This window comes from Candidatus Paceibacterota bacterium (genome assembly GCA_035652395.1).
In the GTDB taxonomy this organism is placed as follows: Bacteria; Patescibacteriota; Minisyncoccia; order Phycocordibacterales; family CAJBRS01; genus JADGRH01.
The window spans coordinates 23,094-40,457 of sequence record DASRDX010000013.1 but is presented as its reverse complement, the minus strand read 5'-3'; the positions used below and the strand labels follow the sequence as shown (position 1 = coordinate 40,457).

General features: G+C 42.0%; 22 protein-coding genes. All 22 read right to left on the bottom strand.

Features of this window, described 5'->3' with window-relative positions; all coding sequences use genetic code 11:
* Position 1 precedes the first annotated feature (1 nt).
* The 22 genes from VFA52_04395 to VFA52_04290 all read right to left on the bottom strand — a co-directional run bounded on the left by VFA52_04395 (position 2) and on the right by VFA52_04290 (position 17,360).
* Positions 2-406: a nucleoside triphosphate pyrophosphohydrolase family protein gene (locus tag VFA52_04395; protein HZS43396.1), complete on the bottom strand. Its 405-nt coding sequence runs from the start codon at positions 404-406 to the stop codon at positions 2-4.
* Complete coding sequence (locus VFA52_04390) at positions 403-3,900, bottom strand: LAGLIDADG family homing endonuclease (GenBank protein ID HZS43395.1); 3,498 nt, start codon at positions 3,898-3,900, stop codon at positions 403-405. Before VFA52_04390 ends, VFA52_04395 begins: the two co-directional genes overlap by 4 nt.
* A gap of 303 nt (positions 3,901-4,203) precedes the next feature.
* A complete protein-coding gene (gene thyX, locus VFA52_04385) occupies positions 4,204-4,866 on the bottom strand; it encodes an FAD-dependent thymidylate synthase (protein HZS43394.1) in 663 nt (220 codons plus the stop codon).
* Entirely contained in the window at positions 4,863-6,905 is a 2,043-nt protein-coding gene (locus tag VFA52_04380; GenBank protein HZS43393.1) for a bifunctional DNA primase/polymerase, read from the bottom strand. The genes thyX and VFA52_04380 overlap by 4 nt, the downstream gene beginning before the upstream one ends.
* Positions 6,880-7,263: a hypothetical protein gene (locus VFA52_04375; protein HZS43392.1), complete on the bottom strand. Its 384-nt coding sequence runs from the start codon at positions 7,261-7,263 to the stop codon at positions 6,880-6,882. The genes VFA52_04380 and VFA52_04375 overlap by 26 nt, the downstream gene beginning before the upstream one ends.
* 116 nt (positions 7,264-7,379) lie before the next feature.
* Positions 7,380-7,946, bottom strand: a complete 567-nt coding sequence (locus VFA52_04370) for a hypothetical protein (GenBank protein HZS43391.1) — start codon at positions 7,944-7,946, stop codon at positions 7,380-7,382.
* A complete protein-coding gene (locus VFA52_04365) occupies positions 7,939-8,238 on the bottom strand; it encodes a co-chaperone GroES (protein HZS43390.1) in 300 nt (99 codons plus the stop codon). The genes VFA52_04370 and VFA52_04365 overlap by 8 nt, the downstream gene beginning before the upstream one ends.
* A 263-nt stretch (positions 8,239-8,501) precedes the next feature.
* Complete coding sequence (locus VFA52_04360) at positions 8,502-9,215, bottom strand: 3'-5' exonuclease (GenBank protein HZS43389.1); 714 nt, start codon at positions 9,213-9,215, stop codon at positions 8,502-8,504.
* On the bottom strand, positions 9,212-9,550 hold the full coding sequence (locus tag VFA52_04355; protein HZS43388.1) for a hypothetical protein: 339 nt from the start codon (positions 9,548-9,550) through the stop codon (positions 9,212-9,214). Before VFA52_04355 ends, VFA52_04360 begins: the two co-directional genes overlap by 4 nt.
* Before the next feature lie 7 nt (positions 9,551-9,557).
* Positions 9,558-9,806 (bottom strand): hypothetical protein, encoded by a 249-nt coding sequence (locus VFA52_04350; protein ID HZS43387.1) that lies wholly within the window; start codon positions 9,804-9,806, stop codon positions 9,558-9,560.
* Positions 9,807-9,812: 6 nt separating this feature from the next.
* Positions 9,813-10,154 carry a hypothetical protein gene (locus tag VFA52_04345; GenBank protein HZS43386.1) on the bottom strand — a complete coding sequence of 114 codons (342 nt, stop codon included), beginning with the start codon at positions 10,152-10,154 and terminating at the stop codon, positions 9,813-9,815.
* Positions 10,154-10,708 (bottom strand): hypothetical protein, encoded by a 555-nt coding sequence (locus tag VFA52_04340; protein ID HZS43385.1) that lies wholly within the window; start codon positions 10,706-10,708, stop codon positions 10,154-10,156. Before VFA52_04340 ends, VFA52_04345 begins: the two co-directional genes overlap by 1 nt.
* A gap of 153 nt (positions 10,709-10,861) precedes the next feature.
* On the bottom strand, positions 10,862-11,503 hold the full coding sequence (locus VFA52_04335) for a hypothetical protein (protein HZS43384.1): 642 nt from the start codon (positions 11,501-11,503) through the stop codon (positions 10,862-10,864).
* A gap of 15 nt (positions 11,504-11,518) precedes the next feature.
* On the bottom strand, positions 11,519-12,241 hold the full coding sequence (locus VFA52_04330; GenBank protein HZS43383.1) for a hypothetical protein: 723 nt from the start codon (positions 12,239-12,241) through the stop codon (positions 11,519-11,521).
* Complete coding sequence (locus VFA52_04325) at positions 12,231-12,617, bottom strand: endonuclease VII domain-containing protein (GenBank protein ID HZS43382.1); 387 nt, start codon at positions 12,615-12,617, stop codon at positions 12,231-12,233. The genes VFA52_04330 and VFA52_04325 overlap by 11 nt, the downstream gene beginning before the upstream one ends.
* A gap of 215 nt (positions 12,618-12,832) precedes the next feature.
* Positions 12,833-13,531: a hypothetical protein gene (locus tag VFA52_04320; GenBank protein ID HZS43381.1), complete on the bottom strand. Its 699-nt coding sequence runs from the start codon at positions 13,529-13,531 to the stop codon at positions 12,833-12,835.
* Positions 13,532-14,264: 733 nt separating this feature from the next.
* Entirely contained in the window at positions 14,265-14,453 is a 189-nt protein-coding gene (locus tag VFA52_04315) for a hypothetical protein (GenBank protein ID HZS43380.1), read from the bottom strand.
* Positions 14,454-14,674: 221 nt separating this feature from the next.
* Positions 14,675-14,908 (bottom strand): hypothetical protein, encoded by a 234-nt coding sequence (locus VFA52_04310; GenBank protein ID HZS43379.1) that lies wholly within the window; start codon positions 14,906-14,908, stop codon positions 14,675-14,677.
* Positions 14,909-15,403: 495 nt separating this feature from the next.
* Positions 15,404-16,009 carry a hypothetical protein gene (locus tag VFA52_04305; protein ID HZS43378.1) on the bottom strand — a complete coding sequence of 202 codons (606 nt, stop codon included), beginning with the start codon at positions 16,007-16,009 and terminating at the stop codon, positions 15,404-15,406.
* Positions 16,010-16,118: 109 nt separating this feature from the next.
* On the bottom strand, positions 16,119-16,364 hold the full coding sequence (locus VFA52_04300) for a hypothetical protein (GenBank protein ID HZS43377.1): 246 nt from the start codon (positions 16,362-16,364) through the stop codon (positions 16,119-16,121).
* Positions 16,365-16,887: 523 nt separating this feature from the next.
* A complete protein-coding gene (locus VFA52_04295) occupies positions 16,888-17,148 on the bottom strand; it encodes a hypothetical protein (GenBank protein HZS43376.1) in 261 nt (86 codons plus the stop codon).
* A complete protein-coding gene (locus tag VFA52_04290; protein ID HZS43375.1) occupies positions 17,145-17,360 on the bottom strand; it encodes a hypothetical protein in 216 nt (71 codons plus the stop codon). The genes VFA52_04295 and VFA52_04290 overlap by 4 nt, the downstream gene beginning before the upstream one ends.
* Between the last annotated feature and the right edge of the window lie 4 nt (positions 17,361-17,364).

Below are 17,364 nucleotides of genomic sequence, written 5' to 3'. Positions count from 1 at the left end.
TCTATCTTACGCAGATTCCTCGATTGCCACCTTCTAGAATTTTTCTTTCACTATCTAAATTTCTGTTCGCGGCATAAAATTCAGAGAATTTCTCTCCATATCTAGCCTTTAGCTTCGCTATATTTCTTTCTAGTGTTTCTTCCAATGATAGCATACCGGGCACATTGGACACAAGAGCCAAATACCACACAAGGTCCCCCGCTTCTTCCGACAGATTGATTTTATCTAGTGGCCTGCCGTAGAAAATATGTTTCTTCAATTGGTCCGCTAGCTCCCCCAATTCGCTAGCCAAACCCAAAATTGCGTGAAGAAAACGTATGTTATCCACTGTCAGCCGTTCGGAAATCTTATCGAAATCCTTAGATTCGGTTGTTTCCGCTAATTTTTGATACTCATTAATGTTCATCCGCATTCTCCTCCTTTTGTTATGTCGCAAACTGTACTGCCAGATTCCTCGAATACATGTCCTTCTTGAGACAAAGCAACAGCCAAAGGAACAGGATTTAACGGTTGTCCCGGTCTTGAGCCGTCGGGATACACTGTTATTCCTCTTAATTTCGGAAGATATTTTATTAGCATGTCACCAAAATTCCTGACTTTATTTTCATTGTTTAGTTCAGAACCCCATTTTGGAAGATTAATTGTACTACTGATACTATGGTCCACATACTCTTGAACCCATGCTTGAAATGCCACTCTTCTTTCGACATCTTTAGCCAAGTCGTAAGCATCTTCAATCAATTCCAACGGCACTCCTGAATCTAAGAGCCTCTTGGCTGTCGGGTCAACGACATATTGAAAGTGCCAAACATCCCCTTTCAAATATCGTCGCTTATAGGCGGCACAAAATATAGGTTCGATGCCTGTAGTAGTTTCAGCTATGATTCCTATCGTCCCGTTCGGCGCTATTGCTCTAGTTTTTACAGGCTGACTTAGCTCCCATTTTTTGACATAAGGTGCTACCATCTTTCCTGATTTCGCATAAATTTCCAAATATTTTGCTAATTCTTCATCCGGCCCGTACTTCTTTCCTTTCTTTAGGAGCCATTCGTGCAGCCCCATAAGTCCTAGGCCAAGACGACGATTCTTGCTGCGCACTTTATCTATAGCAGCAAATGGAACGTCGGAATACACAGTTCCCGCCAAGAGAAATGCCGAACCAAGTTCAACTACACGCTCCATTTCCTCTAGCGATTCAATTCTAGCCATGTTAATTGAACCTAAATTACAAACGTCGGAATCGTCAGAGCTAGTAATCTCCGTACAATTGGAAATTATAACACCCTCGGCTTGAAAACTGTGTTCATCCACACGAACATCGGCGCAATATACATCCTCCACTCCATCCGATTCGACACTCACTACTTTAATAACAGAGTGGCGGTTGCTCTGTTTCTGTTTTCTCGGCCTTACTCTAATTGTGGGAATCAATTTAGAAAACATATCATTGTACTCAGACATTACCACAAGCTGATAGCCTTGAGACTTGCCAAAAGTAGAAATGCCCGCTTTTGTAACTCCAGCAAAAATTCCAAATTGTTCCAATAATCTAGCTACGCCCCTCAAAAAACTTTCGTGCTTAGATGCTAATCGAATACGATTCTGTTTAGATTCATAATTTCCATCAGAATCAAACAAACCAGCCACGAAACTTAATGCCTTATGTTGGTCATAAGCGTACACATCCTTTGGAAATGTTGATTTGTTTCTGCCCGACCAAAAATCACTTTTCTTAAAATAAGCTCTTAAATATCCTTTGGAGTTGCGGTTCATGCTCGAAAAAATACTAGACCGCGACATGGGTTTAGCACATTTTATGGACTTTTCAGTGCAAAAAGTTATCTCTGCCGTTCCATTTTTATTAAATGTTCCGTCTCCATACATATAACCCAAAATATAAGAATCTAAATGAAACTTAGTTTTTTGTTCGGGATAGTTCAAGGCTGTGTACAAAACATCTCCGGGTTTGAGGTCCTTGGCAGGAACCCTAAAAAATCCTTCGCTGCCCGTTAGAAATTCATGGCTTTCATCGCAACGAATATATCGCCCGCCAGTCATTTTTACTTTAACAATGGGAGCATCGGACTTTGTTTTTTGAAACACGACATTCAACGCCCACCGCTTTCCTGTCCATATTGTCACTGGCTTATTTATTATGGCTTTTACTTCTTTATATCCTTCGGAAGTCAGAACCCAAACATCCCCGCATATTGGCGCGTTACGAAGCGTTTCGCGGGAATTTTTTCCGACGTCAATTGAAAATCCAGGCTCGCCCGTTTCAAGCATGTGCCTGATTGCTGACCAATATACCGACGTTGCCAAAACATGTTGTTCGTGTTTTTCATTATGGTAAGCCTCAAAAAACTCATCATCCAAAAGAACTGATATATTGGTCATATCCAAGACAGCCGGAAAATTGAAATTTTTAGTTTTTTCCAACTTTACAACTTCTGACCAATCTTTCATTCTTATAAACTTCTGTATGTCGGGATGTTTCCAATTAAGTCCAGCCCAAATAGCCGAACGTCGGCTTCCGCCTTGCATAATAAATCGCCCAGCTTCATTGACCATTTGCATAAGAGCCAACGGGCCTGTTGACTTACCGCCTGTTTTTCTGATTATACGTCCTTCTTCCCGCACATCGGAATAGTCAACTCCGATTCCTCCGCCTGTCATTAGAGCTAAGGTAATTTTGTGCATTAAATCCGCCCAACCTTCGCGCGAATCTTCAGCCCTGAACAAGAAACAATTACCCGTAAGGATGTTATCTTCTAGCACAAACTCGTGAGTTTCAGGAACAATTGCACAGAACACTTCTTCAAATCTGTTGGTTTTATTTACTGAAACAACAGACCAAATTGGGGTCTTTTTAATTTTGAAATTTTCCCTGTGCTTAGAAATTAAAAAGAATTTTTTTGAAAGTGTACTAGGTATAAATGGTAAATAATAAATAACAGATGTCTTTTTAGTTAGATTAGAAATTCTTACCTGCTTCCTAATATTTTTAGTGCCGATGCCGATAACGTAACAAATTTCTCTAACACGCTCCAAATTTTTTAGATTTGTAGAAGCTAATTCAATTTTCCCGTCTTTAGACACGCATCCGTCTGCGGCAAAGTATCCACACAGCCAGCCTAAAAGATATGACCTATCATTTTGAAGAGACGGTAAATCCTTATAAGTTTTTGGGAGTCCCGAAACTTTCACTCCCGATTCGTGTTTTTTTAATTTATAACCCTTGAAAAACTTCAAAATCTCAAGGTTCTTCTTTCCACATAACACGACTTCAGAACCGCTACTCCCGAAAACAATGCCGTGCCTAATTCCATCAATACTAATCGGCGTTCTTTTCGCTCCGTATCCGAAAACCTGCCACAACATATCTCCTGGTTTCAGGTCTTTTGTCAATACTTCTACCTTGTGGGCACACCTACCATTGCTATAATACTTGGCTATTCTCCAAGAATGTTCGGGGGTCATGTACAAATCTTTTTCATACTTGTCTCTGCGAATACGCACTCTAAGTAAAGGCTGCTTTCCAAAACTTTTCACGTCTGCCTCTACCCATGTCCCATTTGTGGTCATAAGAGTAGGTTTAGTTCCTGACAATTCTTTAAGGGTCTTGACTCCTTCTTTGGTAACTACCCTAGTTTCTCCTGCGCCGCAATTATTCACTTGGTGAAAGAGTCTGCCAGTACTAGCCAAATACCTGCCGCCGGGAATAAACTTTCGGTTTTCAATTATCTTCCTAGTAGCCTCTATTTGGCTATGAGGCGCACGAACAGCTTGTAAAACTTTTTTGCTCACTCGATAAGCAATGTTTTGCCAATTTTCCACCTCGCCTTCTTTATTAAGATGGCTGTATTTTTGCTTCATTATATCGCTTGCGAATTTACTCATTTCAACAGTCATGCAGTCTCACCCCGCATATATTTTTCGTACTTGCTTAATTCTTCTGATACCCTTTCTTGAGAAAGGAACGTATTTTCCATCGCACCACGTAACTCGTTCTCGCGCCCACGGCGCGAGATTTTCTAAATTTCCTTCGGCCACGAAAATAAAATCATGCTCGAATACCCAAACAGGGGCCGCGTTCTGCTTTAGACATTCCGAGCACCATTCAATAGAACAAGGAACGCCCGGAATACTTGCAACTCCTACGTCTATTCCGCCTGATTCGTTATTGCAAATTTCACACATTTTTTATTTCCCTTTCCTTAAATTGTCTATCTGTCTTTGTTCTGGCACAATATCGTCATACAATATCGGAATGATTCGCTTGAATTCCTCTAACATTGATATGGATATTCTTCTAAAATCAGGATGCGTTTCTTTGGAAGTCCTCATCAAGAAAAAATTTCTCCAATTCCTCAAATTTCCTGTTACGGCAATTGTTGCGGCCATCGAATTAGGCAATACGGCACGAGCCGTTTGCGGTTTCGCCCCCCATTCAAGCATATCAAAATAATTTTCTTCCGCTTGTTGTACAGAACGAAGCCAAGCTACTTCTGTGGTTTGATTCAATTCAACGGGACGAATAAATTCAATTTCGCCATAACGAACGAATCTAGTACTTTCTTGTGTAAAAGAAAATAGCCTATGGCGAACTAACTCGTGTGTAACTCCCCTATCTGTCCTAATAACCGCCGTCACAGATGCGTGTTCTGTAACAGACCAATCCCCGTGACTTATTACAACAGCCTCAATGAACCTGCGCCAAGACTCCGGTGTTTGCTTACTTTCGCTTCTATGACTTATTCTAGCCATTGATTCTATGTGCCAAAGCAATTTTATGCCGTCTTCTGGAGTTAATTTTTCCCCGCTATATGGATTAAGTAGATAAAAATTAGGCTCTATAATCTTCATTCGTCTTCCTCTGGAGGTATTCTCATCAATATAACCTGTTTCGGGTCGCCTTTTACGCCTGAACCAGATTCACAAATCCATCCTGCATTGAGCAGCCCTTTATAAACTCGGTCCCATAAATATGTGCCGTGCTTCAAAGGTCGTAAAGCCCTCTCCAAATCACGCAAATTAAGCTTTCCGCCGTTGCGCTGCAAAATCTGAATGATTTCACCCTGCAACGCGCCTTCTTTGGTGGTACTTTCAAAAGCAGCCAAATATTTCTTAACTGCCAACTCATAGTTAGCTATAGCCAATGCCCGCTCCATGCAGCTTTCGTCTATTTCGTCTTTTCCTAAGTCCACAGCAAAAAATAGGGACATTTTCTCTGCTCGATTCTCAACGCGATTTCCCAAACGATTGATATTCATTTCAAACAAAGTATCGTCAACAATCTTATACAATCCTTTCTGCACAGCCCTTTCAATTAGCTGCCGCGTCTTTTGCGCGGCCTGTACGGTATTAACAAACTTATATGGAGTTAAATCAACCAAAATTTCAGGTTGATATAGAAAGAAAAACCGCTCATCTAATCCGCTGCTTCCCGCCGACATTTTTGACCACAAAGAATGAAAATTTTTATCGGTGGTACAGGCAATCAACGATGCACAGTATGTTCTAGGCTCGAAGCTGTAACTCTCTCTACGACTTTTAATGGTATTGGAAAATTTACCCGATTCATACATAGTAAGAAGACTAGAAACTAGAGTGCTGCTTTCAATACTGGCTTTATTCGTTAGATTACTCAATTCATCGTAGAACATTACAGCATTTCTATTATTTGTTCTAGACATCTCCAACCCCAAACCTTCAGGAGAGCCAGGAGTCCAAATTAAAGATTTACCGGAAGCGTTCCTAGTCGCTGCGCCGCCGTGCTCCACAATTCCAGCCGACTGTAAATAGTCTATCGCGTCCAATACGCTGCTAGACTTTATGACTCGGCCTTTTCTTCCTATGTTAATTGTATAGAAACTGGGTATTATTTGTTTGTCTTCAACTCTGACCTTGAGAGCCAAATAATTTAATACTATAACCATAGCAGGAATAAACATAAATTCTGGATACCTGCTGTTAGCATCACAAATTGGCTTGACAAAACCCTCGTAAATACTAGTGCCTTCCATAGCCCATCTCGGAAACATTGGGTATGGAATTCTAGGTATCTCTAAAGGCTCCGTCTCCGACACAGAAACAGGAGGAAAAACAAGACTTCCCGATTCTTTTATAACATATTTACTTATGGAATTCGCTATTGTCCTAACTTCTTGTTCTGATAGAGGAGGCCGACACTTACGCTGATTTACGGCCATTCCGTAAGCAAACAACTCATCGTAGCCCATTTTCAGGGTTTGTCTGGCTTTTCCCAGAATACTAGTTAATGCCACATTTCGGTTTCCCTCAAAAAAAATCTCGTCGCTGTCGGCGGCAACTTTAATTTTTTCTTCTTTGCTAGATTTCGCGCACCATTCTACTAGCCAATTTGGGGCTTCTAATATCTCTGAGTCTCGCAATATCTCATAACGTCCGCCCGACGTGGGATGATAGCTTCCCGGCGCTACAACATAACGATTATCAACTCTGGCTGACCAACATTCTTTTCCTGAAGCGTCCTTTCCTTGGACGTTTCCTAGTCGTATGCTGGCAGGAGTCTGCCGAAAATAAAAATGGCCTCTTCCGGGAGAGCTACGAACAGCAAAAGTAGGAGGTATCTTTTGTCCTGTTTGTTCTTCGATTTTTTTGGCAAATCCTGCTTGGTCTATTTCGAGGAACCACACTCCTCCTATCTTAGCAAATGCAACACACGCTGCATTGTAATTTTCGTCTTGACGGTCCCATTCCTCTATTATTTTTTCGTCGGTCGTAGCCAAGTCTTGCCAATTAGACAGAAAAGCTACTTTTGTTTTGGGCCGCAGAGGGATTACAGGGACACCACGCGAAATGAGAGGAGCCGCAATTTCTTTTAATAGTCCCATCTTTTTATTTTGGGTTTCTCCGTGATGCAAAGTACCAATCTTTGTATAAAGCTTTGAATTCTTCTAGACTTATATTCTTATACATTAAATCTCTGCCGACTTTCATATACTTTTTAGGGAGGAAAAAATAACAACCTTTTTTTGATGTTTTTACTTCTTCTATAACTACAATTAAAACTGTCGTATTGGGTAATTTAGATAATCGCTCCAACCATAATCTCTGTCCAATCGGCAAAGGACCATCGTGAAATTTAGTTTCTATGAGAAGAAAATTTCCACTAACTTCCAAAATTCCGTCAATGTCGCAAGGAAATAAATTAGGGCCTGGCAGCACACCCTCTAAACTTCCATAATCAATCACAACAGGATTTCTGACGAGTTCTCGCATCGTCGTGTTCCTTTTTGAACTGCGAGATTTGTGTACATCATTTACTTTTTTATCAACAAAAAAAAAGAACAAGCCGCAAAAATTTTTTGAATTTTCTTTCTGCGGCCTGTTCACTCTCAAAATACAACGTCAGGGGTTGCTTGCGACGACGAAACGGGCGGCGCTGACGCGGAATTGACGGCCTGATTCTGAGTTTTTCGTCGGTTCTTGGCCTGTTCCGCCACTGGCTTGTTACGGTCTCGAACAAAATCGCTCGGAACTTTCACAACAACACCAGGGTCTGCTGGGGTAATGCCCAAAATATTAGCATATTCGCGCTGCTCTTGCCCAACCATAACAACGTCGGTTTGGATAAATAAACGACGGGTTAATCCAATTAAACTTTCTGGATTAAGAACGGTCGGAGGCGGGGCGTTCAAAATTTGTTTCACGGCCTTATAAAGATTAGAACGCTCGTGCAAATTAGTTGAGTATCTTGCCGTGACCAACAAAGGCCGACCGTCTTTGCCTTTTGCATCCAAAATCCAAACAAACCTGACCATAGGCTGAACTTTTGCTTGGCCATTATAAACGGTAGTTACTTCGCCCAAATCAACAATATCTGCTAACACCGCGTTATACATCCCAGTTTTCGGCTTCTCAAAATTTCCGCCGCTTCGGGTAGTAAACATTAATTCACTCATTGTTTTCTTTCTCCTTTACAAAAAATATATCTTCTTCTCTCAGGACGGTTAAATCAACCAATCCAACTCTTACTTCCGCTCCTGAATATTTTCCGAACAGGACTCGTTCTCCAACTTTTACGCTGGTGGGGACAAACTCCCCATTTGCAAGAAATCGTCCGGGTCCTACCGCAATTACGATTCCTTCGGCTGGCTTTTCTTTCGCCTCATCGGGCAGATAAACATCGCCGCTTTTTTCTTGAATTTCCTCCCGACACACGATAATCCTATCTTGTATCGGTCGAATCTTCAAATTCTTCAATTGCACTTCTTTTGATTCACGTTTTTTCTCTTCTATTTCTTGCTGCAAACGTTGGTCAACCTGCTGTTTCATTTCTCTAAATTGTTCTTCCGTCAAGCCTTCGGCAATGGCCTTCTGCCTAAGTCTTTCTTCAAAAGCAGAAAGTTGGTCTCCGAAAGCCTCATTCCATTTTTCTTGACTAACGGTAGATTCCGATGCGCGGAATTGCGCCGAAATACCTCCGCGAGCCAATACATCACCACCACTATTTGTCACTATTCTAGTTCCTCCTGTGTCAAATTGCTCAATTCTGTTTTGAATGGCAAAGATTTTGTAAACTCTTCTATATCCTGTTCCTTAACGGCCTTCCACCAAATCTTAAATGATGGATTCCACCTGAATTTTGCCTGTTTTACTAGGTCGTTTTGACTTCTATCCACTAAACTCCTAATAATTACCGTTGGTGATTGCGACCGTTGCAGCAATAAATTAGAATCGTACTTACTTGCTATCAAAAGTACCCCCATAGCATCGGATAACGCGCTGTGAGGAAAATAATTAAGAAAACCGTGGTCGGCCATGACGTGACTAAGCTTACCCACGGGTACATTATACGGTAAATCATAATACAAATCAATCCAAGGTTTGTTTGGGATTTCTACATTTTCTCGTTTTGCCCATTCAATAAGAACTTTTTGGTCGAATCTTCGGCAGTTATATCCAATAACCGCGTCTGCCGATTCTATCATTTCTACTATTGTTGGAAGAATCTCACTTGGAACGTATCCGAACCTATTCAATGCCTGTTTTGTGATTCCCGTCTTCTCCGTAATCTCTGATGAAATCGGCACCTCTGTTTTAAGTAGTACGCCTAAACTATCTAAACACCTATGTTGTTTAGTACTATATAATACGCCTCCAAATTCCGTTGGTTCGTCTCTCAAAGGCTCCGTTCCAGTCGTCTCAAAATCCAATGAACACAATATCATGTGACTACACCATTCTTTTTCATCTCTAAATCAGGGTCTATAAACTCTGATTTCGTAGAAGTAATCGGACTAATTCTACCATGAAGATGGGTTATCATATGCCACGGAACATACATTCTTTGGCCATAATCGTTTTTATCTATTATAGAATCGTCTCGAAAGACAACTAGGCCGGGATTCATAACAAGATTCTTAAATCGGGAATTAAAAATTTCTTTCAGTTCCTGTTCGGAAGAAATTTCAGGATATGTTTCCCTGACGAATACCGAGTGCGGGAAACCGTCGGGTCTTTTTCGCTCATCAATATGTGCCTCAAACTCGATTAGGTAGTCCACTTTAGTTTTATCCTTTTATGATTTCGGGTATTTCTTCGTCTGGCGTAATCATTATTTCTGCGGTTCCACCTTCAGGAATAATAATTTTTTGAAACTTTTTATTTCTTTGAGTAACAGTAACAATTGTTTTGTTATAGTTTTTCAAAGAAAAAATTTGCAGAGCCTGCATAGGGTTTCCAGGATTCGGAAAAAATTGTACGCGAGCCTCAATTCCATTTTCCGCGCACCGTTTGGTAAATTCTTCAACATTTGCCATTATTTTTTAACCTAAAGTTACAGACGCCCCATCATGCAACGCCTTGTTTGCTTTCCTTGCCGCTTCCGCTGCCTTAGCGGCTAAATCAATTTGTTGGGGAGATGCGGCTGAAATTACTCTCCGTTCTTCTTTATTGTGCCTTCCTTCCGCCGCTCCCTTTATCTCACATTCATCGGAACAGTAGGTAAAGGTACGATTATCCAAAGTACCAACATTTCGCACTGCGGCTATCCAAGGATTTTGCCGCGTTGCGTCCTTCTCAGATTCTTGGTCGGCTTGAAATGTTGCTTCTCTTTCGCAGTCGGGACCATCGCATTTTATCGTGACAAAAGTAATTTTAGTAATCATTATTTCTCCTTTGTATATAGTTCGTAAAAACGCTGCAAAAATTTTTCTTCGGCCTGTTCGGGTAACCACTTATGAATACAAACATCTGCCGATATTTCGCCGGGAAGCCAAATCTCAGCCTCCGGGCACTTCGTATTTAATAATTGGGCTTTCTCAGCATATAACATCATGTTATCAGCTATTTTAACTGATTCGGGTTCGGTCTCTTCTAGCCCAAATTTTTTATATATCATACTTTGAAGGGGTTTTTCAACTTCTCTATACGCATCTCCCGCTTCCGTAAAATGCTTTAAAGGTCTGTTCATATCCCCAAGATATGCCTCAGAAGCATCGTGCAACAATCTGTACAAAGCCTCTTCTTCGGAACCTATGTAACTGCAATACCAACTGTGTTGCGCTATACTATAATGATATTTCGTGTGCCCCGTCCAACGACATTGCATGGCTAAAGAGTGCCCAATGTCTAAAATATTTATATCTTCTATATTTGGCTTCAAAAGAAAGAACTGCCTACCCACATAAGTTATTATGTAAGCTTTTTCAAGATTATTCATTTTTTAGTTCCCGTTACCGAATATACTCCATCTTTAATTGCCGTGCGCGTTCCGCATACGGGACACAAAACGGTAATTCTTTTAGGATTCAAAACTTTAACTTCCCAAACGTGACCGTTCGCACATTTAATCATTCCGTCTAAAGACGTTTGTTTACTCATGCAATTTCCTCAAATACTCGAAAAGGGTTATGGCAAACTCCGAAGTTAATGCGGCGTGGCCGTCCGGTATTCGCAAATAAAAATCCCAATTATAATCATCCAACTCTGTTTCTGAAATATGTTTGGGGTCACGGTCTTTGGTCACAAACAAAGAGCCATCGGGATAATATCTTTGTACATTAACCAAATACCCTCCGCGCTTTTTTATTGCTTCGGCTTCGTTCAAAAATCTAACATCCGATATTAGCAAAAAATCCGTATCTTTAGAAATGTTTTCAAATGTCTTATCCGCCCAATAATTCGGATTTTGAGAACGCCTGAATTCGGTTCCCCACCATTGCAAAAGATGAGAATATTTTCCGTTGTCGTGACTCCGACTAATATTGGACGGTATTTCTCGGCCTTCCGTGAAGCCCCGGCTGCCGCCTAGCCATAATTGGCCTTGCTCGGTTTTTAACCAATCGCTGACTTCCTTATATAAGCCTTCCGCAAATCTAGTTATTTCACACCTAGTCACGTGTTTTATTCCGTGTTTTTGTCTCAAACTATTCTGAGCATCGTGCCATTGCTTAATTGCGGCGACGGCGGTATCCTTGCCCTGACGGGCTTTATTCCCAAAACCAATTATTAACATTCCCAACCCTCTTTTTTATAATTTGTGCGCGAACAAACCACCGACAAATCCCGCTATACTACCCCACTTAAATCCGTTTAGCCAAGACTTTCTTTTTTCGGCCTTCAGTTCTTTTACGTCTTTTTCGTGACTCTTCTGTTCTGCCGTTAACGCTTCTTTTCCGCTTAATATTTGAGCATTTAATCCCGTTATAGTGTCCGCTTGTTTGTCCGTTAAAGCCTTACAACTAACTAATTCCGTATTCAAATCTTTAACATCCCCACGAAGCTGCTGCATGTCCTCTAGCATGTCCGCATCGGCATGAGCCGCATCCAAAGAGAAAACCAAAGTGTCAGGCAGTGGTGATTCTTGGGTTTGAACTGTTATAGTTCCAACACCTAACAACTGCCGGATTCTCTCGGCTAATTCCGTTGGGGCACTTTGGTCGTTAATTTGTTTTTGTTTTTGAGTTTGTTCTGCGCGTTGTTGTCTAATTTGGTCTAATTGCTTTTGTTGCGTAATGAATTGCTGTCGCAGCACGTCTAATTGCGCCAACAAAACTTTATTTTTTTGGTCATCTTGATTGAATTTATTGGAGGCTTCTAAGGCATTTTGTTTAGCCGCCTCTGCCGCTGTTCGGTCTCGGCTTATCATATAATCTAAGCCTCTATTATAAAAATGCACGACAAAAAAGCCGATAACTAAAAATAAGACCAAACGCTCGTGAGTCTTAAACCACGTATAATAATCAAATTTCATTTTTATCTCCGTTGGCCTCGCTATTTAATACTGCTTGTGCAGGCGGATTCTCTAAGTAAGCAATGACCGCTCTGAGCCAATCAGGTCGGTCAATGCGCCCTAATTTCCTGTTACAGCCTGCCCACCTTCCGCCGCAAAGCAATCCTCTCACTGCCTCTTTCGATTTTTTTCGGTGGTCATGGTCTATTTCGATTCTCAACCCATTTTCTGATTTAGAGCTTGGAATTACGGCTCTTAATGGTTTTTTACAAATGGCACACAAACCTTTTTGATATTTGTAAATTTTTATCATTTCATCGAGAGTAATTCCATATTTTCTTTTCAGTCTTCTATCTTTTGCTTGTAATTGGTCGGCTCGTTTCTTAGGTTTAGTCATTCGGATGCTCTCTCAATTTCTTTTAACATTTTTGACAAGACTAATAATGCTTCCTGCAAGAAAGCAAAGACTTCCAAGAATGTACAGGACATAGACTAACCCTCTCATTATCATCTGCCAGCTTTGTAATAGAAAACGCATAATCTTTTCAAATGTCGAACCCATTTTCTTTTTGTGTGCTCTCTCGATTTGGGCAACCTACGCCGCACCATCCCTCATGCCACACTCCTACGAATTTCTTTCAAGTCCACTTCGCCATTCAGATACTGAAATAAACGCTTTGTTTGTGCATCCACCAACGCCGCCGATGCGGCGCGGGATGCCGCCAACATCGCATCCCCCAACGGCAACGCCGTCCTTGCGGCATGCGCCGCCTCTCTGGCGGCGCGCGCCGCCGACCACGCTGCCCATGCCGACGCGCACGCCTCCCCCGCCAACCGCGCTGCCTCCCATGCCGCCCCCGCCGCACCACACGCTGCCTTCCACGCCCCTTCGTGAGACGCCGCCAATTCTTCTTCGCTAGCCAAACCGAACGCAAATCTACGTGATACGCGAATTGCGTTAATGCTGCGCTCATCTTTAACTAAGTGTACAACCGATTCGGCGCAATCGCATGCGAAAAGTCTCGCTATCTGTTCGTCCCATTTTAGCTTACGGACCAATCTAGCCTGTTCCACCACACCTTTGTCGTCCCTCCAAATTTGCTTGCCTCGTACTTCCGCCTCAAAGATGGCAGGACCAAGCCACTCAATTAGTTGCTCCGGCTTCAGAACGTGATACCCACGCCTGCACGGCAAAAGACGCTTGATGGGCGGCATCCATTTGCCCTTTCGTTTGCCACTAGGCAGATGCCACCTGCCTCTGCCACCCCAAAACGGAGTTCCGTCCTCATTCAGAACTTTGTAGAGCGTCATCACATTCTCCTTAATTTGGTTTCTCCAAACGAGAAAGCGGTTCATTTAATATGCTTGAATCCGAATGTTCGTTTCCCAAACCCAAGAGAATCAAAACACGCGCATCGGGCACGTAATGATGCTGCCAATGGTGTTCTTCAGCAATTCGTCGCAGCACGATTAATGTATCTTTCCAATCTTTTCAGGGGTCGTAGCCCTTGCTTATAAGAGCTTGCCTTATTTCATTTCTTCGCTTTGCATCGGGCATTTTTTGAATTGGCTTGGCCTCCGCCATCGCAAGCGAACAAATCATTACACCTATAAGGCCGACTAATATTCGTTCTATTTTAAGTTTTCTAGCAGTAAACCACAAACTGCCTTGTGCTTTTGGACGTTCGTGTTTCTTTGCTTCCTTTAGCGTGTCCTTGGCGGGAAACGAAACGAGCCGTGACTTACAATGACCACCTGCTCCCATCACAACGGACGGTGCTATGCAGTGTTGCGTGGAGAATGGGAAATTCACCGCATCACCGCAAGCCCGTACATTTCGAGCTATATAACTTTAGTAGCTTTTTGGCATCTATCAGAATAAATCGCATACAACCTTCTTTCTTTTGGCGTCGTCGGTTCAACCTTTGGGTACTCTTTAATATTTCCAATGGACGAATAAACAATACCGTTTCCATGTCTAGCACATCGTGTCTGAAAATCTAGACTTCTTTGAACATCTCTATAATGTAAAATAGCGCCCAATTTAGGAGGAAACAGTCTTGAAAGTATTTTTTCCAAGATTGTAATCATCTCGTCCTTTCCTGTCCTGTTCCACGGCATAATCAGTAATACGTCGTAAGGCATCCAATTCTTCTTTGGACGCTCCGTCAGGAAATAGCCGAAAAAAATTTATAACTTTAATTTCCAACCCGTCATCAACATTATTTTTCATAGAGTATCCAACCAATCTGCAATACGTCTCAATTCCTTTGCCGCAGCCTTAGGCCGCTTGTCGCAACTTATATAATAATCAATATCTTCAATTATTACTTTATCAGGTCGTTTATTATTATATCCAAACACACCAACAGTAAAGTATTTGAATGCCTTGTACCGTTCGTATGTTTGTTCGTATGTTGGCACGTCCTCCCTCTCTCCCTCGGTTAAGAATTTTCAACGCTCTTTAGAGATAATTTCAAACGGTCTGCAAATCGAACAATAAGGTGCAATGCCGCGCGGAAATTTCGAATTTTCTGGAATGTAAACTCCGTGAGTACATTTTTCGCCGTTAATAACAAGGTCGGTCAAACCCGACGGCGGCACACTTAGAGGTTGCGGCTCTTTAATTTTCGTTTGAGCGCGCCCGATAATTCGAGCGTTGTGCACATCTATCAAACGAAATTTCATCGCGGCATACTCCTATGTTCGAGACAAAATTTTTGAGGATACCTGCCCCGACTGCGCGGAAACTGATTTTTGCACCCCTCCACAGAACATTGGATAAGTTTAGAAGTAGGACTAGTATTAGGCTCCGCCGTGTTAGGCTCTGTAGTGTTAGGCTCTGCCGTGTTAGGCTCTGCCGTGTTAGGCTCTGCCGTATTAGGCTCTGCCGTATTAGGCTCCGCCGTAGGCTCGGTTTGCTGAAACTGCTTCGGCACTTCATATGGCACCCGCGCACAATTTTCGCAAGCATCCAACCAAGGTCCCGATTGAGCAAACTGCCTGCGACGTAAATATCCCGCCGGGCCTTTGCAGCCCTTAAATTGCAATTGGCATTTAACGTTTTCGTATTCTGTCATTTCGCCTCCCTAAAACTTCCAATATTCTACTCAAAGGAATCAGAAAAAGCAAGCAAAAAATTAAAATAATTGGGGCCATTTTTACTCTTTATTTGCCTTATTATTAGGCTTTTTTCTTTGTGCCTCGGCTTTCCGTTGCTCCTCTCTTTCGGCCCAACCGTATGTTCCGGGTTGGTCGTCGGCCCCACGGATGGGCATCAAATACAGCCGTCATACCTTGCCCGTTCCGCGTACCGTCAAAGCGCATTGCTTCGTCGCTTCCATAGAATGACAACACAACTAAATTTGACGGCTTTTCAGAAAACTGTTCGAAAGCCTTCGCAATTTTAGCAAGATACGCCGCATTTAACGCAATGCGAAATTTTGCGTTTTCCCACTTCGGCACAACCGTATCATAATTTGGAAATTGGCCTGATTCAGACTTAGCCGAAAACACTTGAGGACTCTCTAAATCGGTTACAGCAAATGTTGCTTGCGTCTCTCCTAATTCGTTTTGTTCCACGTTAACCGCGACATTCTCAATCTTTGACTTCTTCGGAACAGCCTTGGCAATCTCATTGGCTTTTGCCGCGTCGAGCAAAAAAGGCTTGAAAGTATCCTGTGCACCAGCAAAATTCGGAACAACAGGAAAATGCTTGCTCGAAACAGAATCGGACGAACACCACACCAAATAATGCCCATTGGTGGCTACCGTAGCTTCGGGCTTCACATAAATTGCACTAAGATTATATCTAGAAGAATCTTTGCATATGAACTTAGCCACATTCAAATTATGCTTATTCAACATTTTCTTTTATCTCCCTTCATTTTTTACAAACTTATTGTACCACACCAACCGTTTCCGTACAAAAATGGCCGGAATTGCGTTGGCGTTCCGCCAATTCGCAAAGTGAATTATATAGGCTCGCCTTACTGTAATCTGTACAATTACCAAAGTTTATGATGGACGGCGGATTAGCCGAAAAAACAAAACCTGCCACTAGCATTTTGTGCTTAACGCCTACTTGAATTAAATGTTCCACGGCGGCTCTAACTTCTTCTGATACGCTATATTGAGTTTTCATTTCACCTCTTTTATATTTTTCCCATTTTAAGTAGGGTGAGCGTCCCCACCCTACTAAAACGCGTCACAGCAAAAATTTTTTAAGAACGGCGGGAGTCGAACCCGCATCCAACGCTACGCCCGCGTTTCGGTACTTTTAAGTAGCGTCCGAAAACCCCTTTGAATTTCGGTAAAGGTGTCGTTCTCAAAAACCATAATATATCAATCTCGAATTAAATACAATAGTACTTTAGTTTCATTTTTTAATAGTACTTTTCATCCCATCGCATATACACAATAAATACGCATACCCAATCAGACTTTTACATTTTTCCCATTTTAAGTAGGGCGGGCATCTACCCCGCCCCACTTAATAAGCGGTCTTGGGCCTTCCGCTTCCGGCCATCATATCCCGCACTTATGACTCGTACGAGGTCTAGCGGGTTGATACCACTTATTAAAACCATAGTACACCAATCTAGGATTAAATACAATAGTACTTTAGTTTCATTTTTTAATAGTACTTTTCCTCCCAAAACCAATACCTACTTTCCTTTGAAATTTTCACATCGCATACACAACCCGTGTGTATAAACACGCATATAGGTTGTAAATGCCCCACAATTTTTACACCTAGGTCCGCTCTCTTGAATGTGTTTTTTCTTATTATCATTCTCAAGATGCAAAATCTCGCTGTTAATGCGTTTGGCCAATTTTTCGGCCAAAGAACGGCAAGCTGCTTCGTTTAGCAAATCAACTTCGCCGTACTCCTCTAACCATTCTTGTACTCTTTCAGAAGTAATCAATGGTCTCTCCCAAAATGGTCCGCTTCAATAAATTCGCGTGTCATTTCACTTACGCTTGCCGTGCAATCGTCTCCCTCTTCTCGAAGTTCGGCGGCTATCTGCCGCTCACGAATTTGCCGCAATCTTTCCCGATACTCGCTCTCAAATCGCATCCTTTCGGCCCGAATAAGCTTCGCCATACCAATCAGACTTTTCATGTTTCTTGAACGCATTTTT

Bases quoted from the DNA above. Each gene is read 5' to 3' on its own strand.
- VFA52_04395 (HZS43396.1), bottom strand. From the start codon at position 406: ATGAACATTAATGAGTATCAAAAATTAGCGGAAACAACCGAATCTAAG.
- VFA52_04390 (HZS43395.1), bottom strand. From the start codon at position 3,900: ATGAGTAAATTCGCAAGCGATATAATGAAGCAAAAATACAGCCATCTT.
- thyX (HZS43394.1), bottom strand. From the start codon at position 4,866: ATGAAGATTATAGAGCCTAATTTTTATCTACTTAATCCATATAGCGGG.
- VFA52_04375 (HZS43392.1), bottom strand. From the start codon at position 7,263: ATGCGAGAACTCGTCAGAAATCCTGTTGTGATTGATTATGGAAGTTTA.
- VFA52_04370 (HZS43391.1), bottom strand. From the start codon at position 7,946: ATGAGTGAATTAATGTTTACTACCCGAAGCGGCGGAAATTTTGAGAAG.
- VFA52_04360 (HZS43389.1), bottom strand. From the start codon at position 9,215: ATGATATTGTGTTCATTGGATTTTGAGACGACTGGAACGGAGCCTTTG.
- VFA52_04350 (HZS43387.1), bottom strand. From the start codon at position 9,806: ATGGCAAATGTTGAAGAATTTACCAAACGGTGCGCGGAAAATGGAATT.
- VFA52_04345 (HZS43386.1), bottom strand. From the start codon at position 10,154: ATGATTACTAAAATTACTTTTGTCACGATAAAATGCGATGGTCCCGAC.
- VFA52_04340 (HZS43385.1), bottom strand. From the start codon at position 10,708: ATGAATAATCTTGAAAAAGCTTACATAATAACTTATGTGGGTAGGCAG.
- VFA52_04335 (HZS43384.1), bottom strand. From the start codon at position 11,503: ATGTTAATAATTGGTTTTGGGAATAAAGCCCGTCAGGGCAAGGATACC.
- VFA52_04330 (HZS43383.1), bottom strand. From the start codon at position 12,241: ATGAAATTTGATTATTATACGTGGTTTAAGACTCACGAGCGTTTGGTC.
- VFA52_04325 (HZS43382.1), bottom strand. From the start codon at position 12,617: ATGACTAAACCTAAGAAACGAGCCGACCAATTACAAGCAAAAGATAGA.
- VFA52_04320 (HZS43381.1), bottom strand. From the start codon at position 13,531: ATGACGCTCTACAAAGTTCTGAATGAGGACGGAACTCCGTTTTGGGGT.
- VFA52_04315 (HZS43380.1), bottom strand. From the start codon at position 14,453: ATGAAAAATAATGTTGATGACGGGTTGGAAATTAAAGTTATAAATTTT.
- VFA52_04310 (HZS43379.1), bottom strand. From the start codon at position 14,908: ATGAAATTTCGTTTGATAGATGTGCACAACGCTCGAATTATCGGGCGC.
- VFA52_04300 (HZS43377.1), bottom strand. From the start codon at position 16,364: ATGAAAACTCAATATAGCGTATCAGAAGAAGTTAGAGCCGCCGTGGAA.
- VFA52_04290 (HZS43375.1), bottom strand. From the start codon at position 17,360: ATGCGTTCAAGAAACATGAAAAGTCTGATTGGTATGGCGAAGCTTATT.